Consider the following 25,087-nt stretch of genomic DNA (forward strand, 5'->3'; position numbering starts at 1 on the left):
TTCCCATGGTCAGACATAATCCTGTCGCCCGGGCGTGCGCGCCCGTGGCGCGCGGGGCGGCGATCCTTTCGGGGTACGCGCTGCTCTTTCTGTCGGTGCTGATCACGTATGACGTGATCATGCGCAAGCTGTTCAACACCTCGTCGGTCGGCGCAGATGAGATCGGCGGCTACATCGTGGCCGCCATGGCGGCCTTCGGCTTCACTTACGCCTTGCTGCAGCATGCGCACACTCGGATCGATGTCTTTTATCAGTGGATGCCCACGCCGGTGCGCGTGGCCGCCAATCTGATGGCCATGGGCGGTTTGTTCCTGTTCGCGGGCTTCATCGCCTGGCGCGGCTGGGGCACGCTGATGGAGAGCATCGAGTTCGGCAGCGTCGCCAGTACGCCGCTGCACACGCCGCAGTGGATACCGCAATCCATCTGGGTGGCGGGGCTGGCGCTCTTCGGGGTGGTCTCGTTGATGTTGCTGATCCATGCGCTGTGGCTGGTCCTGCGTGGCCAGTCGCGCCGCTCGCTGCAACTCTACGGCCCCCAGACCCTCGCAGAGGAGATCGAACGCGAGCGGATGGACGTCGAGGGCCTTGACGACCATCAGCCGGCGCCGCCCGCGTCCCTTTCCGGAGAAACGCGATGATCGAATTCAGCAGCGCCGTCATCGGCTTTCTATTGATGCTCGCATTGATGCTCACGGGCATCAGCATCGCCGCGTCCCTGTTTCTGACCGCCGCCTTGGGCGCCCTGGCTTACCTGGGCCTGCCCACGCTCCTGTCTTTCGGCAACACGATGTGGGGCGTGCTCAACGACTTCATTTTGACGTGTATTCCCTTGTTCATCCTGCTCGGGGAAATCTTGGTGCGCGCCGGTGTGACCGACCGGATGTACCGGGCCTTGTCCGATTGGCTGGCCCCCTTGCCGGGGGGGCTGCTGCACTCCAACATCGGGGCGTGCTCGATCTTTGCCGCCATCTCGGGGTCGTCGGTCGCGACCGCGGCCACCATGGGCACGGTTGCGTTGCCGGCCATGAAGGCGCGCCACTACGACGAGCGACTGGTGCTGGGCTCCGTGGCCGCCGGCGGCACTCTGGGCATCCTGATTCCGCCCAGCATCAACATGATCGTCTACGGCGCCATCACCAATACCTCGATCGGCAAGCTGTTCATCGCCGGGATCGTGCCCGGTCTGCTGTTGGCGGGACTGTTCATGCTGCTGATCTTGGTGATGTGCGTGATCAAGCCTTCGCTGGCCGGCGACAAGGAGCCGCCGCAGCCGATGCGCGAGAAGCTGCGCAACCTGGCGGGCTTTATTCCCCCCGGGCTCGTGTTCTTTGTCGTCATGGGCGGCATCTACCTGGGCTGGGCCACGCCGACCGAGGCGGCGGCGCTGGGCGTGGTGATGTCGATGCTGGTCGCGGCCTGGTACCGCAAGCTGACCATCCAGATGCTGCACGAAGCGTTCCTCGCGACCATGCGCACCACCGCCATGGTGCTGCTGATCATTGTCGCGGCCTTTTTCCTGAACTATGTGATCGGGATGCTGGGCGTGCCCCAGACCGTGTCGGCCTATGTGGCCGAACTGGGCACCTCGCCGCTGGAGACCATCTGGATCCTGGTGATCTTCTACCTGATCCTGGGTTGTTTCCTCGAGACCCTGTCGATGATGATCGCGACGGTGCCGGTGATCGTGCCGCTGGTCGTGTCCCTGGGCTATGACCCGGTCTGGTTCGGGATCTTTCTCGTCATTATGATGGAGCTGTCCCTGATCACGCCGCCCGTGGGGATGAACCTGTATGTCGTGCAGGGCATCCGCGGCGGGGGCTCGGTCATTGACGTCATCCGTGGCGCCATGCCGTTTGTGCTGGTCATGCTGGTGCTGACTGCGCTGATTATCTATTTCCCCGGCATCGCTTTGTGGTTGCCGAGCAAGATTTCATAGGACCGCCCCGGGGCGAAACGTTGCGCGCGTGAGCGCGCAACGCCATTGTTTAAAGGTCATTCGTCATGAGTAAACGCATTTTGCTGGGCATGTTGACGCCCTCGTCCAATACCTCGCTCGAGCCGCTGACCAGCGCCATCGTCAGCGAACTGCCCGGGGTGTCGGCGCATTTCTCGCGCTTCACGGTCACCGAGATCTCGCTCGAGGATCGCGCCCTCGGGCAGTTCGACGATACCAAGGTTCTCGAGGCCGCCAAGCTGCTGGCCGATGCGCGGGTCGATGTGATCGGCTGGAGCGGCACGGCGGCGAGCTGGCTGGGCTTCGATGCCGACGAAAAGCTCTGCCGGCGCATCACCGAGGCCACCGGCATTCCCGCGACCACGTCGGTGCTGGCCTTGAACGAGATCCTGCACAAGACCGGCGTCGAGACCCTGGGCCTGATCAGCCCCTACCTGAAGTCCGTCCAGGACAAGATTATCGAGAACTACGGGCGTGCCGGGATCCGGATCCCGGCCGAGCGTCACCTGGGCCTGCACGTCAATTATTCGTTCGCCGAGGTCACCGAGGCGCAGATCCTCGAGATGGCCGGCGAGGTGGCGGCGCAGCGTCCTGACGCCATGACGGTCATGTGCACGAACCTGAAGGGCGCGCAGCTCGCGGCGCGCATCGAGGAGGAAACCGGAATTCCGCTGTATGACTCGGTGTCCACGGTCGTCTGGAAGTCGCTGCTGATGGCCGGCTTCGATGTGCGTGCGGTCAAGGGGTGGGGCAGCCTCTTTCAGAAGGTGTCCTGAGCGCGCGGGCGCCAGCCTGGGGACGAGCCCGGCGTCGGCGTGCGCCCTGGTCGTGGCCTCAGAGGCCCGCGCTGGTGGCGGGGACCTGGTAGGCGAAGCCGTGTTGCTCGAGCTCGGCGGCCAGCGCCAGCAGCATGCCTTCGTGACGGGGCCGGGCGATCAATTGCAGACCGATCGGCAGGCCGTCCCGGGTGAAGCCGCAGGGAATCGATATCGAGGGGAAGCCGACCAGTGAGATCAGGTAGGTGACCCGCAGGTAGTCGATGATGTTGGCCATCGGGGTGCCCTCGATCTCGAGCACGTCCTCTTGCGAGTTCAAAAAGGGCGGCACCGAGGCGCTGACCGCGGCGAGCACGTCGTGGTCCTCGAAGAATCGCACAAAGGACTGGTAGACCCTGCCACGCGCGGCCTCGGCGCGCAGCAGTTCGTGCGCGCTGATGCTCGCGCCGCGCTCCACGTTCCATGCGAAGGACGGCGTGCACAGCGCGCGATGTTCGCGGCACAGGTCGGCGAATGAGAAATGCAGGTTGGCCGCCCGCACGGTCTCGAAGGCCCTCTGCGCATCGCTGGTGTCGGGTGCGCCGGCGGACAGGGCCAGCCCCAGGGCACGCATGCGCTCGATGGCGTCGTCGAAGACCCGGCGCACTTCGGAATGGATAGTCGCGAAACCCATGTCCGCGCAGTAGGCGATTCGCAGGCCGCGGACCGGCGCCTCGCCGTCCGCCGGCCCGCCGGCGGAGAGTGGGTCACGGGGGTCGGGGCCGGACAGGGCATCGAACATGAGGGCCGCATCGCGCACCGTGCGCGTCAGGAGGCCGTGGGTGCTGAGCCCGTTCCACGGAAGGGCCTTGGGGACGCCCGGGATGCGGCCTGGTGTGGGCCTCAAGCCCACGATGCCGCAAAAACTTGCGGGCGTGCGGACGGAGCCGCCGAGGTCGGTGCCTTGGGCGAGCGGGACCATGCCGTCGGCGACGGCCGCGGCCGAGCCGCCGCTGGAGCCGCCGCTGGAGTAGTCCAGGTTCCAGGGGTTGGCCGTCGGGCCGCGCAGCGCGTTGGTGCAGACCGCGCCGCAGGCGAACTCGGGCGTGTTGGTTTTACCCAGGATGATGGCGCCGGCCTGCTTGAGACGGGCGACGGCCAGATCGTCCGCCTCGGGCACGTGGTCCGCGCGGATACGCGAACCGTAGGTCGTGCGAATTCCGGCGGTCGCGGTATTGTCCTTGACGGCCACCGGGATGCCATGCAGGGGGCCGAGGGTGTCGCCGCGCGCCAGGGCCCGGTCGGCGGCGTCCGCCTGCGCCCGGGCCTGCTCGTCGCAGACAGTGATGAAGGCCTGCAGCCGCTCGTCGCGGTGCTCGATCCGGGTCAGGCAGGCGTCGACCAGGTCGCGCGAGCGGATCCGCCGCTCGCGAATGGCCGCGGCCAGGGCCGTGGCGTCGATGCGGCAGAGCCCGTCCCCGTCGAGGGTGATGTCGTCGATGGGCATGCCCTTGTCCGGTGCGTGCCTCATTCCTCGACGAAGGCCACGGGACGGCACCAGCCGCCCGAGGCGCGCTCGATCAGGATTGGAAAAACCCCGATCTTGAAGCCATGCGCGGGCAGCTCGTTCAAGCGGGCCATTTTCTCGACGTGGCAATATTCCTTGTCGCGTCCGGCGTAGTGCCCGGGGAAGAACGCGGCCTTGTCGCCGTTCTTGAGGGCCTCGGCCATGGTCGGGATGGGGATGTCCCAGCCCCAGCCGTCCGTGCCCATCATGCGGATGCCCTGCTCGATGAGCCACAGCGTCGATTCGCGGCCCATGCCCGGGTGGCGCATCACCCAGTCCACCTTGTCGAAATCGAGCCACCGGTCGGTGCGGATCAGGACGATGTCGCCGGGCTTGAGCTGGTAGTCGATCTTTTTCAGTGCGTCCTTCAGGTCGTCCACCCCGATGACCCGGCCCGCCTCCATCCACGAGAAATCCAGCACGACGCCGTCGCCGTAGCACCATTCCAGGGGAATCTGGTCGATGGTCTTGGCCGGCTTGCCCTCGGAGGTGGGGCCGTAGTGGATCGGCGCGTCCATGTGGGTGCCGGCGTGTGTCGAGAGCGTGACGCGCTCCATGGCGGCATGCACCCCGGGCAGGGGCAGGTCGTCGGGCTGGATCCCGTAGGCCTTGGCGCGCAGTCGGCCCATTTCGATATGGTCGGTGTATTCGATATGCTGCTCTTGCGTATCGAAGGAGGCGTTGCGAATGGGCAGGCTCAAATCCACCAAGCGTAATTTCTTGCCTTCAGACATATCGGTCTCCTGTGGCGTGTGACGGGCTCGGACAACGATTGGCAGATAGGCTGGATTCTGGCTAGCCAGAGGTAGTTTCAGCCTTATTGTCTCCAATCACATATTGTTTTGCATACAAGTAGAATACTGCCTTGTTTTATCCTTGTCAAAGCCTGGTGACATGGGGGAAGGGCGCGCCGCCGCTTGCGGGCGCTGTCGTGGGAGGCCAGGATCGGGCGGGACCTCCCGGGAACCCGATGAACGGCTGGAAGGGGGAGGTGGCTAGGATGGTTGTCTTATAGAAAATGGATTGATTGTGTACAACTATTGAGCAAAACCCTCGAAATAGCCGTACAATTTGGGTGGCACGGCACACCATCCCGCCAATTCGAGACTCATCGCGATCATCAATATGCTCCCACATAGTGTGAAAAAGGCCCCTCGGCAGAAGGCGGCGAAACCCGGAATGGATAGCGAGGCGATCTACCAGCGCATCCAGACCGGCATCCTCGAGCGGCGGCTACTGCCGGGTGCCAAGCTGGCCGAGGAACGGCTGGCCGAGGTCACCGGTGTCAGCCGGACCAAGATCCGGCAAGTACTGGCGCGCCTCGCCCACGAGCGGGTGGTCACGCTGATCCCGAACCGCGGGGCCTACGTTGCCCGGCCGTCGGTCGACGAGGCGCGCGAAATGTTCGAGACCCGCCGTCTGCTCGAGCCGTCGCTGGTGGCCAAACTGTGCCGCCAGGCGACTCCTGGGGACATTACGGTGCTGCGCGCCCATATTGCCCAGGAACAGGCCGCCCGCCAGAGGGATGACCTGCGCAGCATCATCCGGCTGTCGGGCGAGTTCCACATCCATCTGGTCGATATGGTGTCCAGCGGTATCCTCAAGCGCGTGATCCGCGAGTTGACCTCCCTGACCTGCCTGATCATCACGCTGTACGACAAGCCGACCGCGCCCGCCTGCCCACAGAGCGAGCACACGGACCTCGTCGACCTGATCGAGGCCGGCGACGCGGAGGGCGCCAGCCAGCACATGCTCAACCATCTCCTGCACATCGAGCACACGCTCGACCTGGACGGCGAGCTCCAGGCTGCACCGGATTTCGAGACGATTTTCGCGGACTGAACACCGACCGGGGCTCACGGCACGGGTTGCCAGGTGGGCTCCGCAGGGCCCAAATAAATAGTTTACTATTTAATAGTGTGCAATTTACAATGCAGGCCATGAGCTCGCAGACCCAAGACCTCCGCACGGCATCCGATGCGCTCCTCGCCCTGGACGCCCAGCTCTGTTTTGCCCTTTATTCCACTCATTTGGCGATGGGCAAGGTGTATCGCCGCTTCCTGTCCGATCTGGGCCTGACGTATCCGCAGTATCTGGTGATGCTGGTGCTCTGGGAGGCAGATGGCCTGTCGGTTTCCCAGCTTGGCGAGCGCCTATACCTGGATTCGGCCACCTTGACGCCGCTGCTCAAGCGTTTGCAGGCATCGGGGTTGGTGGCGCGCGAGCGTTGCCCCGAGGACGAGCGCCGCGTCCTGCTGCGCCTGACCGAGGCCGGGCGCGCATTGCGCGCCCGGGCGCTGGCCGTGCCCCAGGGTGTGATCTGCGCGACAGGATGCGCGCCCGAGCACCTGCAAGGCTTGAAGGCCGGGCTCGAGGCCCTGCGCTTGAATTTGATGCGGCCGGAGTGATTGCCCCGCCGCCGCGACCGGTGGCGAGGCGCTCGGCCTGGGACATTGCCGTGGTGTGGTGCGGGCAGTGTCCTCAACCCGCACCACAAGGAGAACCCCATGACAGTTGAAAATGTCCTCTACACCGCGCATGCCAAGGCCACCGGAGGCCGCGAAGGCAGCGCGAAATCCTCGGACGGCCGCCTGACCGTCACGCTTTCCACGCCCAAGGAGCTGGGCGGCGCCGGCGGCGCCGGCACGAATCCCGAGCAGTTGTTCGCGGTTGGCTATTCCGCGTGCTTTCTGGGGGCGCTGAAGCTCGTCGCCGGGCAGGAAAAGGTCACTCTGCCGACCGACACCAGCATTGATGGCGCCGTGGGCATCGGGCCAATCCCGACGGGCTTCGGCATCCGGGTGGAGCTCAAGATCTCGGCGCCCGGCGTCGACCGCAAGACCCTCGAGGGCCTGGTGCAAAAGGCGCACGTCGTCTGCCCCTACTCGAATGCGACGCGCGGCAACATCGATGTGACCTTGACGGTGGTGTGACCCAGCGGGATCCCTGGCCGGGCGGCCGCCCTCGCGGCTTGCCCGGCCGGGCCATTTCCGGCGGCGGTCATGGATTCGCCACGCCGTCCTTGTCAGCGGCCGGCGCTTGACGGAGAATTCGGGGATCGTTCTTCAGTAGACTGAATGCCCTCATAAGGAGACCTGAATGTCCACACGCACCATTCCGCCGTTTCGCGCCGACCACGTCGGCAGCTTTTTGCGGCCCGTCTATCTGCTGGAGGCGCGGGAGCGCCGCGCCAAGGGTGAGATCGATGCCGCCGCCCTGCGTGCGGTCGAGGACCGCGCCATTGCCGAAGTCGTCCGCTTCCAAGAGGACATCGGCCTGAAATCCGTGACGGACGGCGAGTTCCGACGCACCTATTTCCATCTCGATTTCCTGGAGCAGCTCGACGGCGTGGCAACCGATGCCCCCGGCGTGGTGACGGGGGCGGACGGCAAAGAACATCTCGCTCCGCCGACGATCCGCGTGACTGGCAAGGTGCGCCACGCGCGCGACATCCAGCGCGCCGATTTCGAATACCTGGCGAGCCAGGTCTCGGCGGGTCATACGCCCAAGGTCACTATTCCCTCACCCACCATGCTGCATTTCCGGGGCGGACGCGCCGGCATCGACGCCGTGGCCTATCCCGAGCTCGAGCCTGATTTCTACGAGGACGTGGCCGACGCATATGGCCAGGAGCTGCGCAGCCTGTTCGACGCTGGCTGCCGCTATGTGCAGATGGACGATACCAACTTGGCGTATCTGTGCGATGGACGCATGCGCGAGGCGGCCAAGGCGCGCGGCGACGATCCGAACGAACTGCCGCACCGCTATGCCAAGTTCATCAACCGCGTGGTGGCGCGCAAGCCCGAGGGCATGGTGCTGGCCATGCACCTGTGTCGCGGCAATTTCAAGAGCACGTATGCGGCCGAGGGCAACTACGAGCCGGTGGCTGAGGCGCTGCTGTCGGAAATGCACCTGGATGCGTATTTCATGGAGTACGACGACGATCGCAGCGGGGATTTCCGGCCTCTGCGCTTTTTGCCGGCCAACAAGATCGTGGTGCTGGGCCTGGTCACCACCAAGTTCGGCGCCCTCGAATCCAAGGACGAGCTCAAGCGCCGTATCGACGAGGCGGCCAAATACGCGCCTCTCGAGCAGTTGGCCCTCTCGCCGCAATGCGGGTTCTCGAGCACGGTGCACGGCAACAACGTGGCTGTCGAGGACCAGCGCGCCAAGCTGCGGCTGGTGGTCGAGACCGCCCGCGAGGTCTGGGGCGACGCCTGAATGCCCGTGTCCGCGCCGCCGTCGCGGCGGCAGCGGGCCTCAGCTCACCTTGGCCTTAGGGACCGGCGCCGGCCGCCGGCGCCACTCGACGGCGCCGATCGCGATGCCGCTGCCGCAGACCACGGCGATCCCCAGCCAAGTGAGGGCGTCGGGGAAATCACCCCAAACCATCCAGCCCAGGGCCGCGGCGGCAACGATTTGCAGGTAGATGAACGGGGCGAGCATCGAGGCCGGGGCCAGGCGATAGGCCTGGATCTGCATGAGGTGGCCCAGCGCGCCCCAGACACCGGTGCTCAGCAGCACCGACCACTCCAGGACGCCGAATTCCCGCAGCACCGGCCAAGCGTTCGGCAGGGTGAAGGGCAGTGCCAAGGTCATGCAGGTCGCCCCCACACCGCCGCTCCAGACCATGGTGGTCATGGGATTGTCGATGGCGACTCGGCGGGTGCACAGATATTGGGTCGCGAACAGCAGGGCCGTGCATAGGCCCAGCGCCACGCCGATGGGATCCAGGCCGCTGCCGGGCCGGATAATGACCAGTATGCCCATGAACCCGCCCAGCGCCGCGAGCCAGCGCGACAGCCGCGGAGGCTCGCCGAGGAGCCACGGGGCGCAGGCGAGCATGATGAGGGGCGCCAGGAAATTGATCGAGGTCGCCTCGGCTTGCGGCAGGTAGCTCAGGGCGGAAAAAAACGTGAAGGTGGAGCTGAACATCACGATGCCCCGCAGCACTTGCGCATAGGGCCGTTGCGTCTGCAGCAGTTTGCTCAGGCTGCGGGGGCGGATCAGCGCCAGCACCAGCACTATGTGGACGAAGAACCTCACCCAGCAAAGAAAAGTCAGCGGTAGGCCGACGGCCATGATCCATTTGCCTGAGGCATCCAGCGTGGATAGCGACCAGGACGACAGCACAACCAAGGCGATGCCGGCAAAGGGTGATCGGCCGAGCGTGGTCTGTGGGGAAGGCGTGGGGGGCATGTTGCTGCTGAGAAGAACCTTTGTGGATACACCTTAACCGATAATCAAGCCCGGCCTTGGGCTGATCACACGATATTCCACGAGGCTGTCGCTTTTCCGACAATGTCTTGTCCGGCTCGGACCATTGGCGGCGTGAAAGGCTGATGTGCGGGGATTAGATATAGATCATGAAACCCTCTTGTAGGGATGGTTAATATCCTGGAGTACGCCCTTGCGGCCAACCCAGAAACGGAGGCGATCTTATGGCGCAGCATTCATCCGTGCCGTCGGCACCGGGCAATGGCCGGGCCTTGCGGGTCCTGTTTTCCAGCACGCTGGCGTTCACGGTCTGCTTCGCCGTCTGGACGATGTTCTCGGTCCTGGGGATTCCGCTGAAGGCCGAGCTGGACCTGAACGAGACCCAGTTCGGCCTGTTGATCGCCACGCCCGTCCTGACGGGCTCGCTGGTGCGCGTGCCGCTGGGCTTCCTGACCGACCGGCTGGGCGGGCGCGTCGTCTTTCTGGCGGTCATGCTGGTGTGCGTGCCGCCGCTGTACCTGATGGCGCATGCGACGACCTATACGCAGTTTCTGGTGCTGGCGCTGTTCGTCGGCCTGGCCGGCGGCACGTTCTCGGTCGGCACGCCATATGTGGCGCGCTGGTTCGCGCCCGCGCGCCGGGGTTTTGCCATGGGGGTGTTCGGGGCGGGGAACTCGGGCTCGGCGGTCACCATGTTCGTCGGGCCGGCGATCATCGGCGCCTTTGGCTGGGCCATGCTGCCCCAAGCCTATGCGGCCTTGATGTTGGGCACGGCGGTGTTGTTCTGGATGTTTAGCCACAGCGATCCGGCGCACCGCGTCCCCTCGGGCGTGCCGTTCTCGCAGCAGCTCAGGGTGCTGAGGGATCCACGGGTGTGGCGTTATTGTCAGTACTACTCGGTGGTGTTCGGCGGTTATGTCGCCTTGGCGCTATGGGCCACCAAATACTATGTCGCCGAATATGGCTTCGACCTGAAGCTCGCGGCGCTGCTGGCGACGATTTTTTCCTTGCCTGGCGGGCTGCTGCGGGCCTTGGGGGGATGGTTTTCGGATCGGTTCGGCGCCTATACGGTGACCTGGTGGGTGATGTGGGTGTGCTGGGTGTGTTTCTTTATCCTGTCCTACCCGCAGACCCGCATGGCGATCCAGACCCAGCACGGCGAGGTGACGCTGTCCATCGGGCTGAACGCGTGGGCGTTCACCGCGCTGCTGTTCGTCGTGGGCGTCGCCATGGCCATCGGCAAGGCTTCGGTGTTCAAGTTCATCAGCGATGATTACGCCGAAAACATCGGCGCGGTGTCCGGGATGGTGGGCCTGGCCGGCGGCCTGGGCGGTTTTGTGCTGCCGATCATGTTCGGCGCCCTGCTGGATCTCACCGGCATCTATTCCAGCGCCTTCATGCTCTTGTATGGCTCGGTGTGCGTGTCGCTGGTGTTCATGCACTATTCGTTCCGTGGCGCGCCCCGCGCGGGCTCGGAGCTGCGCGAGGGGCACGCCCCGGCTTGAGCGCACGCGGGCTTTAGCCGCCGCAGCCGCCGCAGCAGTTGCCGTCCTCGCCGTGCACCGGTTTGAGGGCGTGGTAGCCGGCGTCCTCGACGGCGACCCGCAGGCGCTGTTTCGAGACCTGTTCCGGGTCGAAGGCGACGGTGGCCTTTTCGGTGTCCAGCGACACTGAAACGCTGGTCACTCCCTTGAGGGCGGATAGCGCGGCGTCCAGTTTGTCGGCGCAGGCCGGGCCTTGGAGGCCTTCGATGCGGATGATCTCGGTGTCCTGTCGGGTGCGGGTGATGGCTTCGCTTTGCATGAGTTCCTCGGGGGGTCTGGAAAGCCCACAAGTCGGGCAGGGTTATAGATATAAATTAAATATATCTTTTGTGCGGGCTAGTATAGCAGTACCGCTCGAGAAATTGCGCATCCATGCAAACTCCCGCCCAACGCCGTATCGCACACCTGGACATGGACGCGTTCTATGCCTCGGTGGAACTGCTGCGCTATCCGGATCTGCGCGGCAGGCCGGTGGTGATCGGCGGTCGGGGCGACGCGCCGGTCGATGGGCGCTATGCATTCCTGCGCGACTACGTGGGCCGCGGCGTGATCACCACGGCGACGTACGAGGCGCGTGCATTGGGCGTGCATTCGGCAATGGGGATGATGAAGGCCGCCCAATTGGCGCCCGACGCGGTCATGCTGCCGGTGGACTTCCCCGCCTATCGATACTATTCGCGGCTGTTCAAGGCGGCGGTGGCCGCGATCGCGCCCTGTATCGAGGACCGCGGCATCGACGAGATCTACATCGATCTCAGCGGCTTGGACGCGCCGTCCGACGCGCTGGCGCGCCGCATCAAGGCCGCGGTGCGCGAGGCGACCGGCCTGAATTGCTCGATCGGCATCTCGCCCAACAAGCTGCTGTCGAAAATCGCCTCGGAACTGGACAAGCCCGACGGGATCACAGTGATCGGGCCCGGTGATCTGGAGCGCCGCATCTGGCCCTTGCCAGTCTCGCGGGTCAACGGTATCGGGCCCAAGGCGACGCGCCGCCTCCAGTCACTCGGGATCGAGACCATCGCGCAGCTCGCCGCCGCGCCGCCCGACCTGCTGCAGGCAAACTTCGGCCTGACGTATGCACGCTGGCTCGTGGATGCCGCCCACGGCATCGACGAGCGGCCCGTCGTCACGGTGTCCGAGCCCAAGTCGCTCAGCCGCGAGACCACGTTCGAGCGCGATCTGCACGTGCGCCGCGACCGTTCGCTGCTGTCTGGAATCTTCCGCGAGCTGTGCGAGCGCCTGGCCGAGGATCTGCGGCGCAAGCACGTGCGCGGCGCCACGGTGGGCATCAAGCTGCGGTTCGAGGATTTCAGGATTGTGACGCGCGACCTGACGCTGCCCGAGGCGGTGAACGACGCCGATGCGATCCACCGGGCGGCGGGCCAATGCCTCAAGCGCGTCGCGCTGGATCGGCGTCTGCGCCTGTTGGGGGTGCGCGTCAGCAAGCTCGAGCCCGACCGGGGCGATGCGGAGCATCGCCCGGTGCAGCTCGAGCTGTACTGAGCCTGGTGCGTGCTCAGTCGTGCGTCGGGAATGCGAATTCCGGACCCTTGGGTTCGCTGTCGGGCCAACGCTGCATGACGGACTTCTGGCGGGTGTAGAAGCGCACGCCTTCTTCACCATAGATGTGCATGTCGCCGAACAGGCTGTTTTTCCAGCCGCCAAAGCCGTGCCAGGCCATCGGCACCGGGATGGGCACGTTGATGCCGACCATGCCCACCTGGATGCGGCGCGAGAACTCTCGCGCGGCGTGGCCGTCGCGGGTGAAGCAGGCGACGCCGTTGCCGAAGCTGTGCTCATTGATGATGCGGATGGCAGAGTCGATGTCCGGCGCCCGCACGCACGACAGTACGGGACCGAAGATCTCTTCCTGGTAGATGCGCATCGAAGGCGTCACGTGGTCGAATAGGCAGCCGCCGATGAAGAAACCGTCCTCGTGGCCCGGCACCGTGAGGTCGCGGCCGTCGAGGACGAGCTGCGCGCCTTCGGCGGTGCCGATGTCGAGATAGCCGCGGATGCGCTCCAGGGCGTCCTTGGTGATGACGGGGCCCATTTCGGCCGCTTCGTCCATGCCGTGCGAAACCTTGAGCGTACGGGTGCGCTCGGCCAGCATCGGCATGATGCGGTCGGCGGCGTCGCCCACCAGCACGGCCACGGACACCGCCATGCAGCGCTCGCCCGCCGCGCCGTAGGCCGAGCCGATGAGGGCGTCGACCGCCTGTTCGAGATCGGCGTCGGGCATGACGACCATGTGGTTCTTGGCGCCGCCCAGGGCCTGGACGCGCTTGCCGTGACGCGCACCCTGTTCGTAGATCGAGCGGGCGATCGGAGTCGAGCCGACGAAGCTGATCGCTTGGACCTCGGGGTGCGTCAGGAGGGCGTCGACGGCCTGCTTGTCGCCCTGGACCACGTTGAACACTCCATCGGGCAGGCCGGCTTCGCTCAGCAGCTCGGCGATGCGCAGGCTGACCGAGGGGTCACGCTCGCTAGGCTTGAGGATGAAGCAGTTGCCGGTGGCGATGGCCAGCGGGAACATCCAGCAGGGCACCATGGCCGGAAAGTTGAAGGGGGTGACCCCGGCGACCACGCCCAGGGGCTGGCGCACGGTCCAGTTGTCGAGTCCGGTGGCGACCTGTTCGGTGTAGTCGCCCTTGAGCAGTTGCGGGACGCCGCAGGCATACTCGATGATGTCGATGCCGCGGGCCAGCTCGCCCATCGCGTCGCTGAACACCTTGCCGTGCTCGGCGGTGATGATGGCGGCGAGCTCTTCGCGGTGGGCATTGATCAGTTCGAGGAACTTGAACATGACGCGCGCGCGCCGCGGCGACGGGGTCGAGGACCACGCGGGAAAGGCGGCGGCGGCCGAGCGCACGGCGGCCTCGACGTCCTCTAGGCTGGCCAGACGAAGCTGGCGCGTGACCTCGCCGGTGGCGGGGTTGTAGATGGCTTGCGTGCGGGTACCCTCACCCGGGACGCGACGGCCCTGGATGAAATGGCCGACGTCGGCGGTGTCTGTGTAGGGTTGCATGAGGTGTCTCCTGGCATGAAAGGGGCGCCGGGAGTTCCGGCGATGATTCAGTGTAGGGGGCGCGACGAGGGCTTGCATAGGCATGGGGACTGGAATGATTGTTCAATTTAGTGAACAATTGCCTCATGGATGCTAAAAATATCGATCGGCTCTGGCCGCATATACACTGGCTGACCGTGTTGGCTCAGCAAGGCAGCTACACCTCGGCGGCGCGGCGCCTGTCGGTCAGCAAGGCGGCGATGAGCCAGCGTATGGTCGAGCTCGAGCGCGCCGCGGGCGTGGCCCTGATCCAACGCACGACGCGGTCCTTGCGCCTGACCGAGGCCGGACAACGGCTGGTGGACCAGACGCGCGATGCGTACGCGTGCATCGCGCACAGCTTCGCCGACGTACAGGATATGGCCGAGGTGCCCAGCGGGCTGCTGCGCGTCACCGCGCCGGTTGCGTTCTCGCGCCAGCAACTGGTGGCGCGCCTGCCGGAGTTCATGCGCCGCTATCCCCAGATCCGTCTCGAGCTCGACATGAACGACGCCCTGGTGTCGCTGGCCTCCGAGGGCTTCGACCTGGCGCTGCGTCACGTGGAGGCGCCGCCGGACATCTACGTGGCGCGGGCCTTGTGCCCCACGCGCACGCTGCTGGTGGCCAGCCCGGGCTATCTGGCCGAGCGCGGCACGCCGACCCATCCCACACAGCTCGAGGGCCACCGGCACCTGCACTATCCGAGGCAGCAGGGCATGGCGACCTGGGCTTTCGAGCGCGTGGGGTCGCGGGCACCCGGCGCGCGCGTGACCCTGCCGGTGAGGGCCGGCTTCGTGGCGAACAATAGCGAGGTGCTGCGCGACATGGCCTGCGCGGGGGTCGGCGTCGCCTTGCTGCCCGATTTTTCGGCGCAGCGCGCGGTGCAGCTCGGCGAGCTCGTGGAAATCCTGCCGCAATGGCGACCGGTGGGCGCGTTCGGGCGCAACATCTTTGCCTTGCGCCCGTATTCGGCCAGGGCTCCGCGCACGGTGCGCGCTTTGCTCGATTATCTGTTCGATGCGTTCGCACAAGGTTTTGAAGCCCACGCCGAACGGCCTTAGAATAAGCGTTTGACTGGCGGATTGCGCGCCGGCCTTTTTTTATCTGGGATGCAATGACGACTCTAGACCGCGCCGGGCTCGATGCCCTGATGGAGATCACTTCACGCCCCGAGCTGATTTTTGTCCGAGGGCAGGGCTCCTGGCTCGAGGATCACAACGGCAAGCGTTATCTGGATTTCATCCAGGGCTGGGCGGTGAACGCGCTGGGCCACAACGATCCGGCCATCGTTGCCGCCCTGACGCGCCAGTCGGGCCTGCTGATGAATCCCTCGCCGGCATTCTATAACCAGCCCTCGATCGACCTGGCCACTCGCATCGTGGGCGCGTCCTGCTTTGACCGGGTGTTCTTCGCCAATAGCGGGGCCGAGGCCAACGAGGGCGCGATCAAGCTCGCGCGCAAATGGGGTCAACTGCATCGCAAGGGCGCCTACAAGATCATCACCTTCGATCACGGATTCCATGGCCGCACGCTGGCCACGATGTCGGCCTCGGGAAAACCGGGTTGGGATCGCAAGTTCGCGCCGCAGGTCGATGGCTTTCCCAAGGCGACCCTCAACGATCTCGATTCGGTGCGCGCGCTGATCGACGACCAGACGGTCGCCGTGATGCTCGAGCCGGTACAAGGCGAGGCCGGGGTGATTCCGGCGACGACCGAATTCCTGCAGGCCCTGCGCGCCTTGACGCGCGAGCGCGACATGCTGCTCATCGTCGACGAGGTGCAGACCGGCATGGGCCGCACCGGGGTCCTGTTCGCGCACCAGAGCGCCGGGATCGAGCCCGACATCATGACGCTGGGCAAGGGAATCGGCGGTGGCGTGCCACTTTCGGCGCTATGCGCCCGCGAGGCCGTCAGTTGTTTCGAGCATGGCGACCAGGGCGGTACGTACAACGGAAACCCCCTGATGACGGCGGTCGGCGTCGCGATCTTTGATACCTTGACCGCGCCGGGCTTCATGGCGTCCGTCGTTGCGCGCGGGCGCCATCTGTCCGAGGGTTTGCTGGCGCTGTCGGCCAAATGGGGCCTGGGTGGCGAGCGTGGCGAGGGCCTGCTGCGGGCGCTGGTGCTGGACCGGGATGATGGTCCGGCCCTGGTCGAGGCGGCGCGCAACCGGTCCCCCGAGGGGTTGCTGTTGAACGCGCCGCGCGGCAACCTGCTGCGCTTCATGCCCGCCTTGAATGTCAGCGCCGACGAGATCGACACGGCGCTGGCATGGCTGGATGGACTGCTCGCGCAGACGCGCGGCTGAGTGGCGGCGGCTCGCTATCCGACGCGGTTGGATAGCTTGCCCAGACCCGAAATCGTGATGTCGATGCGGTCGCCCGACTGCAGGAAGCGGGGTGGGTCGAAGCCGATGCCGACCCCCACGGGCGTGCCGGTGGCGATGACATCGCCGGGGAGCAGTTCTATTCCGCGGGACAAGGTCTCGATCAAGGTCGGGATGTCGAAAATCAAGTCCCGGGTGTTGGCGTTCTGGCGCAACTCGTCGTTGACCCAGCACTTGATGTCGAGATTCGCTCCGTCGACCTCGTCCGAGGTGGCCAGCCATGGCCCCATGGGGCATGAGGTGTTGAAGGACTTGCCCAGGAACCATTGCTTGTGCGTGGCCTGCAGGTCGCGCGCGGTCAGGTCATTGATGATGGTGTAGCCAAAGACGTGGCCCATGGCATCCTGTTTTTTGATGCCGAGCCCCGGCTTGCCGATGACGACGCCGAGTTCCGCCTCGTAGTCCAGTTGCGTGCATTCGGGGCTCGGATAGGCCACGTCCCGGTTGGTCGCCGTCACGGACTCGGGCATCTTGGTGAAGATGATGGGCGCCTTGGGGACGCTGTCCGCGATGGACGACGCGCTGCTGTCGAAGCCGCTGCGGGTGAATTCGTGCGCGTGATCGAAATAGTTTTTCCCGACGCACATGATGTTGCGCCGCGGGCGCGGAATCGGTGCGAGGAAGGTGGCTCCCGCCAGCGCGGCCGGCTCGCCGTATGCGAAAGAAGGGGTGGACGCATCGAAGTTTTCGATCAGCCAAACCATGTCGGTGACGGGCGTGTCGCCGATCAGCAGGGGTCGGAACGTCTGGCTGGTTTCGTCGATGGCGGCGACCAGGGAGGCTCCATTATGCGAGAGAGTTGCTAGCTTCACTGTGCTTCCTTATTCAGGGCGGAGGAATCGGTTGGGGGAAGGCGTGAAAGAAGGCGCTCGAGCGTATGCTCGGAGTGCTGCCGGGTGAGGGTGACGAATTTTTCCACGTCGCCCATGACGAACACCCTGGCCAGTTCGATGTGCTCTTCTTGTGCCTGCATGTGGCCGCCGGTCAGCCGGCTCTCGGTTCGGATATAAGCCTCGACCAGATTGCTGGTGTGAGAGAGCGCGTCCAGGTGGTGCGGACAGTCGGAGGGGGTGAGCAGGGTGCTGTGAAAGCGCATGTTGAGGCTGAACCACCGGGACAGGCCCTCGTCATCGGTGCGCTCGGCCAGGGCTGTCATTTCGTGAACGATCCCATAGATGGCGGCGATGTCGGCCTCGGTGCGCTTGGCGATCGAGCGGCGTGCGAGCTCGGTTTCGAGCAGCCGCCGCAGGTCGAAGACCTCGATGATCTGCTTGGGGTCGAGGCTGGCGACCGCATATCCGCGATGCGGATAGGACACGACGATACCGTCGGCCTCGAGCCGGGGCAGCGCTTCTCGCAGCGGGCTGCGACTGACCCCGAGTTTCGCGGCGACCTCGTCCTGGCGAAGCATCTGGCCGGGCTTGAATGAGCCGTTGAGGATGGCCTCGCGGAGCTTTTGGTAGACCAGACTAGGCAGGGTCGTGTTCGATGAGGGCTCGGATTGGGTCATGGAATTCATTCCGGGGTGTGGAGGACGCTGCGTGGCGATCTCGGATGCTCTGGATTTCAAGCGCTCTTAATTGTATAAAAACCATGATACCTCAAATTTTATAAAAAATACCAAGTCCAGCCGAAGTGTACCGGCACCGACGTGCGTGCCCTGATGGATCGAGATACCGCAGGTCATGGTTGAAATGGGAAAAGAGCGCCGAAAAATCATTATTATCAAGAAAATAACGTATTTTCAATGTAGATAAAAGATTTTAATGGAAAATTACGATGTAATAGCTGCAGATAAAATATACTGTAAACTACCGAATCGATTGTTCGGAGGGCTTGATAATTTCACATTGTGATATGATAGGAGAGAAGGTGCTGGGGTTATTACCTATTTATTAGGCCCAGAAATTACTTATACTTTGTGGAAATTATGTATTTTATACAAAAATGATAGGCACCTGTCAGGCCGCGACGCGGGCCTGGGCGATGTGTCCGGAGGGCACTTTTTCTTTATTAGCGCGCGACCTCGTCGCGCAACCTCACTCGATAGACTGGAGAGCATATGAGCAGCCAAGTAAAGTACCTGAACCCCGAGGGCGCATGTCCCGCGCAGGGCCTGTACTCGCACGTGGGGACGGCCGATGGAAAGTTGATGTTCGTCGCGGGCCAGTTGTCCGTCGGTGCCGATGGCGGCGTGGTGGGCAAGAACGATTTCGAGGCTCAGTTCAAGCAGATCTTCAGCAACCTGGGCGACGTGCTCAAGGGCTTGGGCGGGGATTTCAACAATGTCATCAAGTTCACGACGTATCTCGTGCACTCGCAGGATATCGAAAAGTTCATGAAGCTGCGCGCCGAGCTTTTCCCACAGATCTTCAAGGGGCCCAACTTTCCGCCCAACACCATGCTGGTCATCGACAGGCTCGTGAAGGAGGACTTCCAGCTCGAGGTCGAGGCGATTGTCCACGTGCCCTAAAGAAGCCGAGTTCGGCGATGCCTTGGGTGTCAGATGAGTTCCCGGCGTCTAGGCAGGCTGAAATCCAGAGGCCGGTCCATGGCGCCGATCCGTGTTTTAGCGCGGATCGGCGTCCGGCCTCGAATAACAAGAGTCATTGACGCAGTGCCATTCGCAGCCGGTGCTATTGCCATTCATGGGTAAATACACCGATTCCTTCCGTTAGTTGCCTCAAATTGGAGAGACATCATGAATAGACGTAAATTCTTGGCTGGCGTGGCCCCGGTGGCCGCGATGGCCGGAGTCCCCGCCGTGGTCAAGGCCCAGGAAAAGATCACCTGGCGCTTGCAATCGAGTTGGCCGAAAGGGGTGGAGTCGCAGTACCATGCGGACACTTTCGCACAAAAGGTCACCGAGCTCAGTGGCGGCAGGCTGACCATTCAGAGCCTCACGGCCGGCTCCATCGTCGGCGGTCTCGACGTGTTCGATGCGGTGAATCAAGGGGTGATCGACGCCTCACACAGCCTTGCCTCCTACTGGCTCGGCAAGGAGCCGTCCGCGCCGATGTTCGCCGCGATTCCCCTGGGCATGGATCCGCTCCAGTACTCCATCTGGTACTACCAAAAGGACGGCCTGAGCCTCTGGAAAGAGATGTACTCCAAGTACAACTTCGGTTGGGTGGGCCCCTGCGGGCTGAACACCGCCGAGGATTTCCTGTGGTCCCACAAGCCCATCCGCGAACTCAAGGATTTCGACGGACTCAAGATTCGGACGGTTGGCTACTGGGGTGATATCGTCACCAAGATCGGCGCCCGGGTCGTGACCTTGCCGGGTGGCGAAATCTACGGCGCGCTGGACCGCAAGATCCTGGATGCCGCCGAGTTCGCGAATCCGTCCGCGGACTACGTCATGGGCTTCCACCAGGTGTGTAAGTATGTCCACGTGCCCGGGGTGCACCAGCCGGCCTCGGTTTCAGAGCTGATCATCAACAAGAAAGCCTGGGACAGCCTCACGCCCGAGCTCAAGAGCATCGTTCAGGAGGCCGCGAAGGCCACCACGTTCGAGAGCTGGGGCCATTGCATCGTCGAGGACAACAAGGCCATTGCCAAGTTCAAGGAATACGGCACCGAGTTCGTCAAGCTTTCTCCGGAATTTATCGCGTCGCTGAAGGCACTGGCGGATGAATACTATGCGGAAAAGGCAAAGAGCGACCCGTTCTTCGCGAGGGTGTTCAACTCGCAGCAAGAGGTCATAAAAGAGTACAACGGCTGGGCCGAGTACATGTTGCCGCCGAAAATCTAATCCATTCAGTGGTAGCGTCAGGGAAGGGGATGTGGCCGGTGGCATGGGCGATCCCCTTTCCTGATGTCCCGTGAGGCGAACCTGGCATGGATTTGTCGGAAACTCCTGAAAAACAAGGCTCCCTCGCAAAGGAGACGACGCTTGAATAATTTTCTAACACTCGTGGATCGGCTGAATCTTTGGGCCGGCGAGATATGCAAATGGTTCGTCGCGCTGCTGACGCTCGTTCTGACGTTCGAGGTCATCATGCGTTATGTGTTCAATAGTCCGACGATATGGGCCTACGACATCAGCTATATGCTTGGCGGTTCATTCTTTGCGCTAGGAATGGGGTATACGCTGCTCAAGAACGATCATGTGCGAGTGGATATTTTTTATCAGAAGTATTCCCCACGCACGCAGGCGATGGTCGATGCGGTGTTGACGCTTTGCCTGTTCCTGCCGTGCTTCGGTTTGCTGCTGTACCATCTGGTGCCCTACGTGTATGACTCCTGGGCGGTTTCCGAGAAATCGCTCGAAAGTTTCTGGCGGCCGCCGATCTATCCGTTCAAAACGGTGCTGCTGATCAGCATCATGTTGCTTCTCCTTCAAGGGATCGCGGTATTCCTGAGGGCGGTGCGGATCATATTTTCCAAGGAGCGCTGATCATGGCGGCATTCTCCCCAGAGTTGAACACCGCCCTGATGTTTGGATTTTTGCTGCTTGGGATTCTGGTCGGTTATCAAATCGCCTTTGTCCTGGGTGCCATCGGTCTGGCATTCGGCTTGAGCCTGTTCGGCATGAATTTTCTCGGCTCATTCACGCTGAACTTCATGGCGGTCATGAAGAACTACGTGCTTCTTGCGATTCCCCTGTTCGTGCTGATGGGGAACGTCATGGAGCGATCAGGGGTCAGTGAAAAGTTATACGGCGCGATCTATATCCTCGCCGGCCGACTGCCCGGCGGGCTGGCGGTGGCGACCACAGTCCTGGCGACGATCTTTGCCGCCTGCACCGGCGTGGTCGGGGCCTCGGTCGTTACGATGGGTTCCCTGTCCTTGCCGGCCATGCTGAAGCGCGGCTATGACAAGCGGATGGTGTCGGGCCTGATCTGCGCGGCCGGCTGCCTCGGGGTCTTGATTCCGCCGAGCATCATGATCGTGATCTATGGCCCGGTGGCGGGGATTCCCGTGGGCGATCTGTTCATGGCCGCAACAGGCCCCGGCCTGATCTTGTCCGCCGGCTACATCCTGTACGTGCTCATCCGCTGCACCCTGAATCCGAAGCTCGGCCCGCCCATGTCCCGCGAGGAGCAGGCTGCGATTCCCGCAAAAGAAAAGTTCAAGATCATGGGGACGTCCTTCTTTCCCCCAGTCGTGATCATACTGGCGGTGCTGGGTTCCATCTTCTTTGGCGTGGCCTCGCCCACCGAGGCGGCGGCGGTCGGGGCGTTTGCGGCGATGCTGCTTGCTGTTTTCTACAAGCGATTCACCCTCGCCATGGTCGGAGAGGCCTCCGAGTCCACCTTGCGGATCACGGCGATGATCCTGACCATGACGGCCTGCGCCACCTTGTTCGTGTCGACCTTCATGTCCTTTGGCGGTGGCGAGGTCGTCGAGCGCCTGATGCTGGGCCTGCCGTTTGGCAAATGGGGCGTGCTGTTCGTGATGCTCCTGATCGTGGTCATCCTGGGGATGTTCCTCGATTGGATCCCGACCGTGCTGGTGGTGGTGCCGCTGTACACCCCCATTGCCGCGACGCTCGGATTCGATCCGATCTGGTTTGCCACGCTCATCATCGTCGTGCTGCAGCTCTCGTATCTGACGCCTCCGTTTGCGCTGGCGACCTTTTATTTCAAGGGAATCGCGCCAAAGGGCATCACCATGGGGGACATCTATATATCGGTTCTGCCATATATAGGGATACAAGTCGCAGTGATCACGCTCTGCGTTGTTTACCCGGATATCATCCTTTGGCTGCCCAACACCATCGGTAGATAATTCGGCGCTTGGCTTTTGAATAATGGGTAATTTCATGACAGATGACAAGGTATTGGTTTCAGAGGTATTGGTTCCTGGCGGCCATGCCAAGGCTTTCGAGGTCAAAAAGGGCCAGTTGCTGCAGATCATCGACGCCGAGGGCGGGCAGGTGGCGGATTTCATCGCCTTCAATCAGAAGGATCATTCCGAAAAACTCTCTCCGACGCATACCCGCATTTCCTTGAAATCCCTGACTCTCAAAGTCGGGGATACCCTGCGCTCCAGCATGCGCAAGCCGATGTTCGAGATCGTGGAGGATCGGTCGCCGTCGCATGACATACTGATTGCGGCTTGCGACGAGCAACGATATCTGGTGGATTATGGCGTCGCCGAGCACCGCAGTTGTGTGGCGAACTTCGAAGAGGTGCTGGCACCGTATGGGATCGGCCGCGAGACGTTTCCGGATCCGTTCAATATATTTCAGAGCACGCACATTGAACAGGACGGCACGCTCGTCCAAGAGCCATGCAAGACCGCGGCGGGTGATTTCATTCTACTGAAAGCCCTGACCGATATCGTCGGAGCGGTTTCCGCGTGCCCCATGGATTTGAACCCGATTGGGGGGGCCCGGCTTACCGACATCCGAGTTCGGGTCTACGAAGGTTCATAAATCAACCAACAAGGAGAATCGAATGGCTTATAAAGTCTTCAATCCCAGCGATCTGCCCACCCCCCCCCTGAACACCTGGTCGAACATCAAGGTGCACAGCAACGGGCATTTCTATATCGCCGGCATGGTCGCCGAGGGCGACAGCATGTACGAGCAAACCAAAGCGGTGTTCGAGTCCATCCGTCAATTGGTGGAAGCGGCCGGTGGGGTGATGGATGACATCATGACCATCCAGATCTTTGTCAACAACCTCGATGAGAACACCGAGGTGTGGCGGGCGCGCCGTGAGTTTTTCAAGGGTGATTTCCCGTGCTCGACCTTGATCGAGGTTGCGCGGGTTGGATCGCCCAAGGTCTACCCGCCCATGCGTGTGGAGATCAACTGCAGCGGCTACATCGGCGGCAGCCAATAAGCCACCGAGGTGTGACAGAGGCCCGGCGCTCCGTTCTGGAGGGCCGGGCTCTCGGCTTCTAGAGGAGGTGTTGATTCATGAAACTGGTTAGATACGGCGAAGCGGGGCAGGAAAGGCCCGGGATTCTGGATGCCCAGGACGGCATTCGGGATTTGTCCGCGCACCTTGCGGATTGGGCGGGCGAGGCGTTCAGCCCCGCGAGCCTTGCCAAGGTTCGGCAATTGGATGTCCAGTCGCTGCCGCTCGTGGCGGGCACGCCGCGCCTGGGCGCGCCGGTCGGGGGGGCTCCGAAGTTCATCGCCATTGGCTTGAACTATGCGGATCACGCCAAGGAATCGGGGATGCAGATTCCGGGCGAGCCCATTGTGTTCCTGAAGGCGACGAGCAGCCTGTGCGGTGCCTACGATGCGGTTGAAAAGCCGCGGGGTTCCACCAAGCTTGACTGGGAGGTCGAGCTGGCGGTGATCATCGGGACGCGCGCGAAGTATGTCAGCGAGCAGGACGCCCTCGGGCATGTCGCCGGGTATGCCGTGTGCAACGATGTGTCCGAGCGCCATTTCCAGATCGAGCGGCTTGGTCAATGGACCAAGGGCAAGAGCCATGACACGTTTGGCCCTCTGGGGCCCTGGCTGGTGAGTGCCGACGAGGTGCAGGACCCGCGCAATCTTGCGATGTGGCTGGAGGTCAATGGCCAGCGCCGCCAGACCGGCTCCACCGCGACGATGATCTTCGATGTGCCCAAGCTCATTGCCTATGTGTCCGGGATGATGACGCTCAATCCCGGTGACATCATCACCACCGGCACGCCGCCGGGCGTGGGCATGGGCATGAAGCCGCCGCTGTACTTGAATGTGGGCGACACCATGGCGCTGGGCATCGAGGGGCTTGGCGAACAGCGCCAAACCGTAGTCGCCGCCTGATCGGGGGCTGGGTCGGCGCCCAGCCTAGAAATCGAACATCGGCTCGACGGCATCGCCGACCTGCAAGCAGGCCTCGCCGTCGGGCAGGGCGGCAATGGCATTCATGCCGAACAGCACGCCCTGTTCGAACTCGCGGTGCCGCGCCAGCGTGCGGCCCGGCTCGGGCGCAGTTTGCCCGGTCCGGGGATCGACATTGGGGATGGGACAGCGAGCGCAGGCCTTGACGAAGGCGAATCCGATGTCGCCGACCTGAAATCCCGCCAGATGATCCTCGTCGTAGGGCTCCAGTCCCTGCAGCACGATATTCGGACGAAAGCGGATCATGTCCACGGGCGAGGCGCCCTGGGCCGCCAATTGCCCATTCAATTCATCGAGCGAGTGCCGATTGGCGACCAGGAAGGGGAAGCCGTCGGCAAAGGCGAACTGGTGCCCGCCGGCCGGCGAGAAGCGCTGCGGCCAGTCCTGGTGGGACTGAATCCAGTGCGCCACATGCGGTGGACTGGCCGGCCGTCGCGCCTGGGGATGCAGGTGGAGCAGACGGCAAGGCACGCCTAGAAAACCACCAAGCCACCGGGCGGCGTCCTCGCCCTGGTCCACGCCCCATGTGGCCGCGCCCCAGATGACCACGGGTACGGCCGGGGCATCGGCCGCGGATGCCGGCACCAAACAGTCCGCCTGACCGGGGGCGCGCAGGGACAGGCCGTCCGCCTGCGGCTCCGGCTGGATCAGGACCATGCGCGGGTATTGGCGTTGAGTGATGAAGATCCCCTGGTCGTCGACGACGACCCAGTGGCGATCGTAGGCCGGGCCCGCCTCTGAAATGCGAAGTCGCGTGTGGGGAATCCCGGCGCAAGACTTGACCGGATAGCTATACAGGCTGTGGATGGTGGGCCGCATGCGGAGT

Annotated in this window: 26 protein-coding genes; 18 read left to right on the plus strand and 8 right to left on the minus strand. The window is 63.4% G+C overall.

The features are described 5' to 3' along the window. Positions 1 to 5 precede the first annotated feature (5 nt). From ABS761_RS03265 to ABS761_RS03275, 3 genes are all read left to right on the plus strand, one after another. Positions 6 to 638 (plus strand): TRAP transporter small permease subunit, encoded by a 633-nt coding sequence (locus ABS761_RS03265; RefSeq protein WP_350406645.1) that lies wholly within the window; start codon positions 6 to 8, stop codon positions 636 to 638. Further along, positions 635 to 1,936: a TRAP transporter large permease gene (locus ABS761_RS03270; RefSeq protein ID WP_350406646.1), complete on the plus strand. Its 1,302-nt coding sequence runs from the start codon at positions 635 to 637 to the stop codon at positions 1,934 to 1,936. Before ABS761_RS03265 ends, ABS761_RS03270 begins: the two co-directional genes overlap by 4 nt. A 65-nt stretch (positions 1,937 to 2,001) precedes the next feature. Beyond that, positions 2,002 to 2,730 (plus strand): maleate cis-trans isomerase family protein, encoded by a 729-nt coding sequence (locus tag ABS761_RS03275; RefSeq protein WP_350406647.1) that lies wholly within the window; start codon positions 2,002 to 2,004, stop codon positions 2,728 to 2,730. Positions 2,731 to 2,788: 58 nt separating this feature from the next. On the opposite strand, the gene ABS761_RS03280 is transcribed toward ABS761_RS03275, so the two are convergent. Together ABS761_RS03280 and ABS761_RS03285 are read right to left on the minus strand one after the other, a co-directional pair. After that, the gene (locus tag ABS761_RS03280) at positions 2,789 to 4,216 is read right to left on the minus strand and encodes an amidase (protein ID WP_350406648.1); all 1,428 of its coding nucleotides are present in this window, start codon (positions 4,214 to 4,216) and stop codon (positions 2,789 to 2,791) included. 20 nt (positions 4,217 to 4,236) lie between these two features. After that, entirely contained in the window at positions 4,237 to 5,010 is a 774-nt protein-coding gene (locus ABS761_RS03285) for a cyclase family protein (protein WP_350406649.1), read from the minus strand. A 445-nt stretch (positions 5,011 to 5,455) separates the two neighbouring features. On the opposite strand from ABS761_RS03285, the gene ABS761_RS03290 reads away from it, so the two are divergent. The 4 genes from ABS761_RS03290 to ABS761_RS03305 all read left to right on the plus strand — a co-directional run bounded on the left by ABS761_RS03290 (position 5,456) and on the right by ABS761_RS03305 (position 8,497). Continuing rightward, positions 5,456 to 6,118 carry a GntR family transcriptional regulator gene (locus ABS761_RS03290; protein ID WP_350406650.1) on the plus strand — a complete coding sequence of 221 codons (663 nt, stop codon included), beginning with the start codon at positions 5,456 to 5,458 and terminating at the stop codon, positions 6,116 to 6,118. 98 nt (positions 6,119 to 6,216) lie between these two features. Beyond that, positions 6,217 to 6,684, plus strand: a complete 468-nt coding sequence (locus ABS761_RS03295; protein WP_350406651.1) for a MarR family winged helix-turn-helix transcriptional regulator — start codon at positions 6,217 to 6,219, stop codon at positions 6,682 to 6,684. A 99-nt stretch (positions 6,685 to 6,783) separates the two neighbouring features. Beyond that, complete coding sequence (locus tag ABS761_RS03300; protein WP_350406652.1) at positions 6,784 to 7,209, plus strand: organic hydroperoxide resistance protein; 426 nt, start codon at positions 6,784 to 6,786, stop codon at positions 7,207 to 7,209. A gap of 166 nt (positions 7,210 to 7,375) precedes the next feature. Continuing rightward, positions 7,376 to 8,497, plus strand: coding sequence for a 5-methyltetrahydropteroyltriglutamate--homocysteine S-methyltransferase (locus ABS761_RS03305; protein WP_350406653.1), 1,122 nt, complete (start codon positions 7,376 to 7,378; stop codon positions 8,495 to 8,497). A 39-nt stretch (positions 8,498 to 8,536) separates the two neighbouring features. On the opposite strand, the gene ABS761_RS03310 is transcribed toward ABS761_RS03305, so the two are convergent. Further along, positions 8,537 to 9,475, minus strand: coding sequence for a DMT family transporter (locus tag ABS761_RS03310; protein WP_350406654.1), 939 nt, complete (start codon positions 9,473 to 9,475; stop codon positions 8,537 to 8,539). A gap of 242 nt (positions 9,476 to 9,717) precedes the next feature. On the opposite strand from ABS761_RS03310, the gene ABS761_RS03315 reads away from it, so the two are divergent. Then, positions 9,718 to 10,998: an MFS transporter gene (locus ABS761_RS03315; RefSeq protein WP_350406655.1), complete on the plus strand. Its 1,281-nt coding sequence runs from the start codon at positions 9,718 to 9,720 to the stop codon at positions 10,996 to 10,998. 13 nt (positions 10,999 to 11,011) lie between these two features. On the opposite strand, the gene ABS761_RS03320 is transcribed toward ABS761_RS03315, so the two are convergent. Next, on the minus strand, positions 11,012 to 11,296 hold the full coding sequence (locus ABS761_RS03320) for a heavy-metal-associated domain-containing protein (RefSeq protein WP_350406656.1): 285 nt from the start codon (positions 11,294 to 11,296) through the stop codon (positions 11,012 to 11,014). 113 nt (positions 11,297 to 11,409) lie between these two features. Between ABS761_RS03320 and dinB the strand changes: the two genes are divergently transcribed. Then, complete coding sequence (gene dinB, locus ABS761_RS03325; protein WP_350406657.1) at positions 11,410 to 12,540, plus strand: DNA polymerase IV; 1,131 nt, start codon at positions 11,410 to 11,412, stop codon at positions 12,538 to 12,540. 13 nt (positions 12,541 to 12,553) lie between these two features. Here the strand turns inward: dinB and ABS761_RS03330 are convergent, their stop codons facing one another. Beyond that, entirely contained in the window at positions 12,554 to 14,065 is a 1,512-nt protein-coding gene (locus ABS761_RS03330) for a CoA-acylating methylmalonate-semialdehyde dehydrogenase (protein ID WP_350406659.1), read from the minus strand. Between the two features lie 125 nt (positions 14,066 to 14,190). Here ABS761_RS03330 and ABS761_RS03335 point away from each other — a divergent pair, with 125 nt between their 5' ends. Together ABS761_RS03335 and ABS761_RS03340 are read left to right on the plus strand one after the other, a co-directional pair. Beyond that, the gene (locus ABS761_RS03335; protein WP_350406660.1) at positions 14,191 to 15,144 is read left to right on the plus strand and encodes a LysR family transcriptional regulator; all 954 of its coding nucleotides are present in this window, start codon (positions 14,191 to 14,193) and stop codon (positions 15,142 to 15,144) included. Between the two features lie 53 nt (positions 15,145 to 15,197). Further along, complete coding sequence (locus ABS761_RS03340; RefSeq protein ID WP_350406661.1) at positions 15,198 to 16,391, plus strand: acetylornithine transaminase; 1,194 nt, start codon at positions 15,198 to 15,200, stop codon at positions 16,389 to 16,391. 14 nt (positions 16,392 to 16,405) lie between these two features. On the opposite strand, the gene ABS761_RS03345 is transcribed toward ABS761_RS03340, so the two are convergent. Beyond that, positions 16,406 to 17,281 carry a fumarylacetoacetate hydrolase family protein gene (locus tag ABS761_RS03345; RefSeq protein ID WP_350406662.1) on the minus strand — a complete coding sequence of 292 codons (876 nt, stop codon included), beginning with the start codon at positions 17,279 to 17,281 and terminating at the stop codon, positions 16,406 to 16,408. Further along, positions 17,278 to 17,979: a GntR family transcriptional regulator gene (locus ABS761_RS03350; RefSeq protein WP_350406663.1), complete on the minus strand. Its 702-nt coding sequence runs from the start codon at positions 17,977 to 17,979 to the stop codon at positions 17,278 to 17,280. The genes ABS761_RS03345 and ABS761_RS03350 overlap by 4 nt, the downstream gene beginning before the upstream one ends. 552 nt (positions 17,980 to 18,531) lie before the next feature. Here ABS761_RS03350 and ABS761_RS03355 point away from each other — a divergent pair. The 7 genes from ABS761_RS03355 (at position 18,532) to ABS761_RS03385 (ending at position 24,183) form a co-directional block, all read left to right on the plus strand. Next, complete coding sequence (locus tag ABS761_RS03355) at positions 18,532 to 18,942, plus strand: RidA family protein (RefSeq protein WP_350406664.1); 411 nt, start codon at positions 18,532 to 18,534, stop codon at positions 18,940 to 18,942. 228 nt (positions 18,943 to 19,170) lie between these two features. Next, a complete protein-coding gene (locus tag ABS761_RS03360; RefSeq protein ID WP_350406665.1) occupies positions 19,171 to 20,223 on the plus strand; it encodes a TRAP transporter substrate-binding protein in 1,053 nt (350 codons plus the stop codon). Between the two features lie 141 nt (positions 20,224 to 20,364). Continuing rightward, positions 20,365 to 20,868: a TRAP transporter small permease subunit gene (locus ABS761_RS03365; protein WP_350406666.1), complete on the plus strand. Its 504-nt coding sequence runs from the start codon at positions 20,365 to 20,367 to the stop codon at positions 20,866 to 20,868. Positions 20,869 to 20,870: 2 nt separating this feature from the next. Next, positions 20,871 to 22,202 (plus strand): TRAP transporter large permease, encoded by a 1,332-nt coding sequence (locus ABS761_RS03370; protein ID WP_350406667.1) that lies wholly within the window; start codon positions 20,871 to 20,873, stop codon positions 22,200 to 22,202. Positions 22,203 to 22,236: 34 nt separating this feature from the next. Further along, positions 22,237 to 22,851, plus strand: a complete 615-nt coding sequence (locus tag ABS761_RS03375) for a DUF1989 domain-containing protein (RefSeq protein ID WP_350406668.1) — start codon at positions 22,237 to 22,239, stop codon at positions 22,849 to 22,851. A gap of 22 nt (positions 22,852 to 22,873) precedes the next feature. Then, entirely contained in the window at positions 22,874 to 23,263 is a 390-nt protein-coding gene (locus ABS761_RS03380) for a RidA family protein (RefSeq protein WP_350406669.1), read from the plus strand. Positions 23,264 to 23,340: 77 nt separating this feature from the next. Next, positions 23,341 to 24,183: a fumarylacetoacetate hydrolase family protein gene (locus ABS761_RS03385; protein ID WP_350406670.1), complete on the plus strand. Its 843-nt coding sequence runs from the start codon at positions 23,341 to 23,343 to the stop codon at positions 24,181 to 24,183. A 24-nt stretch (positions 24,184 to 24,207) separates the two neighbouring features. Here ABS761_RS03385 and ABS761_RS03390 read toward each other — a convergent pair whose 3' ends face one another. Further along, positions 24,208 to 25,080: an MOSC domain-containing protein gene (locus tag ABS761_RS03390; RefSeq protein ID WP_350406671.1), complete on the minus strand. Its 873-nt coding sequence runs from the start codon at positions 25,078 to 25,080 to the stop codon at positions 24,208 to 24,210. Positions 25,081 to 25,087: the final 7 nt, after the last annotated feature.

The sequence above is a fragment of the Castellaniella sp. GW247-6E4 genome, from assembly GCF_040276065.1.
GTDB lineage: Bacteria > Pseudomonadota > Gammaproteobacteria > Burkholderiales > Burkholderiaceae_B > Castellaniella.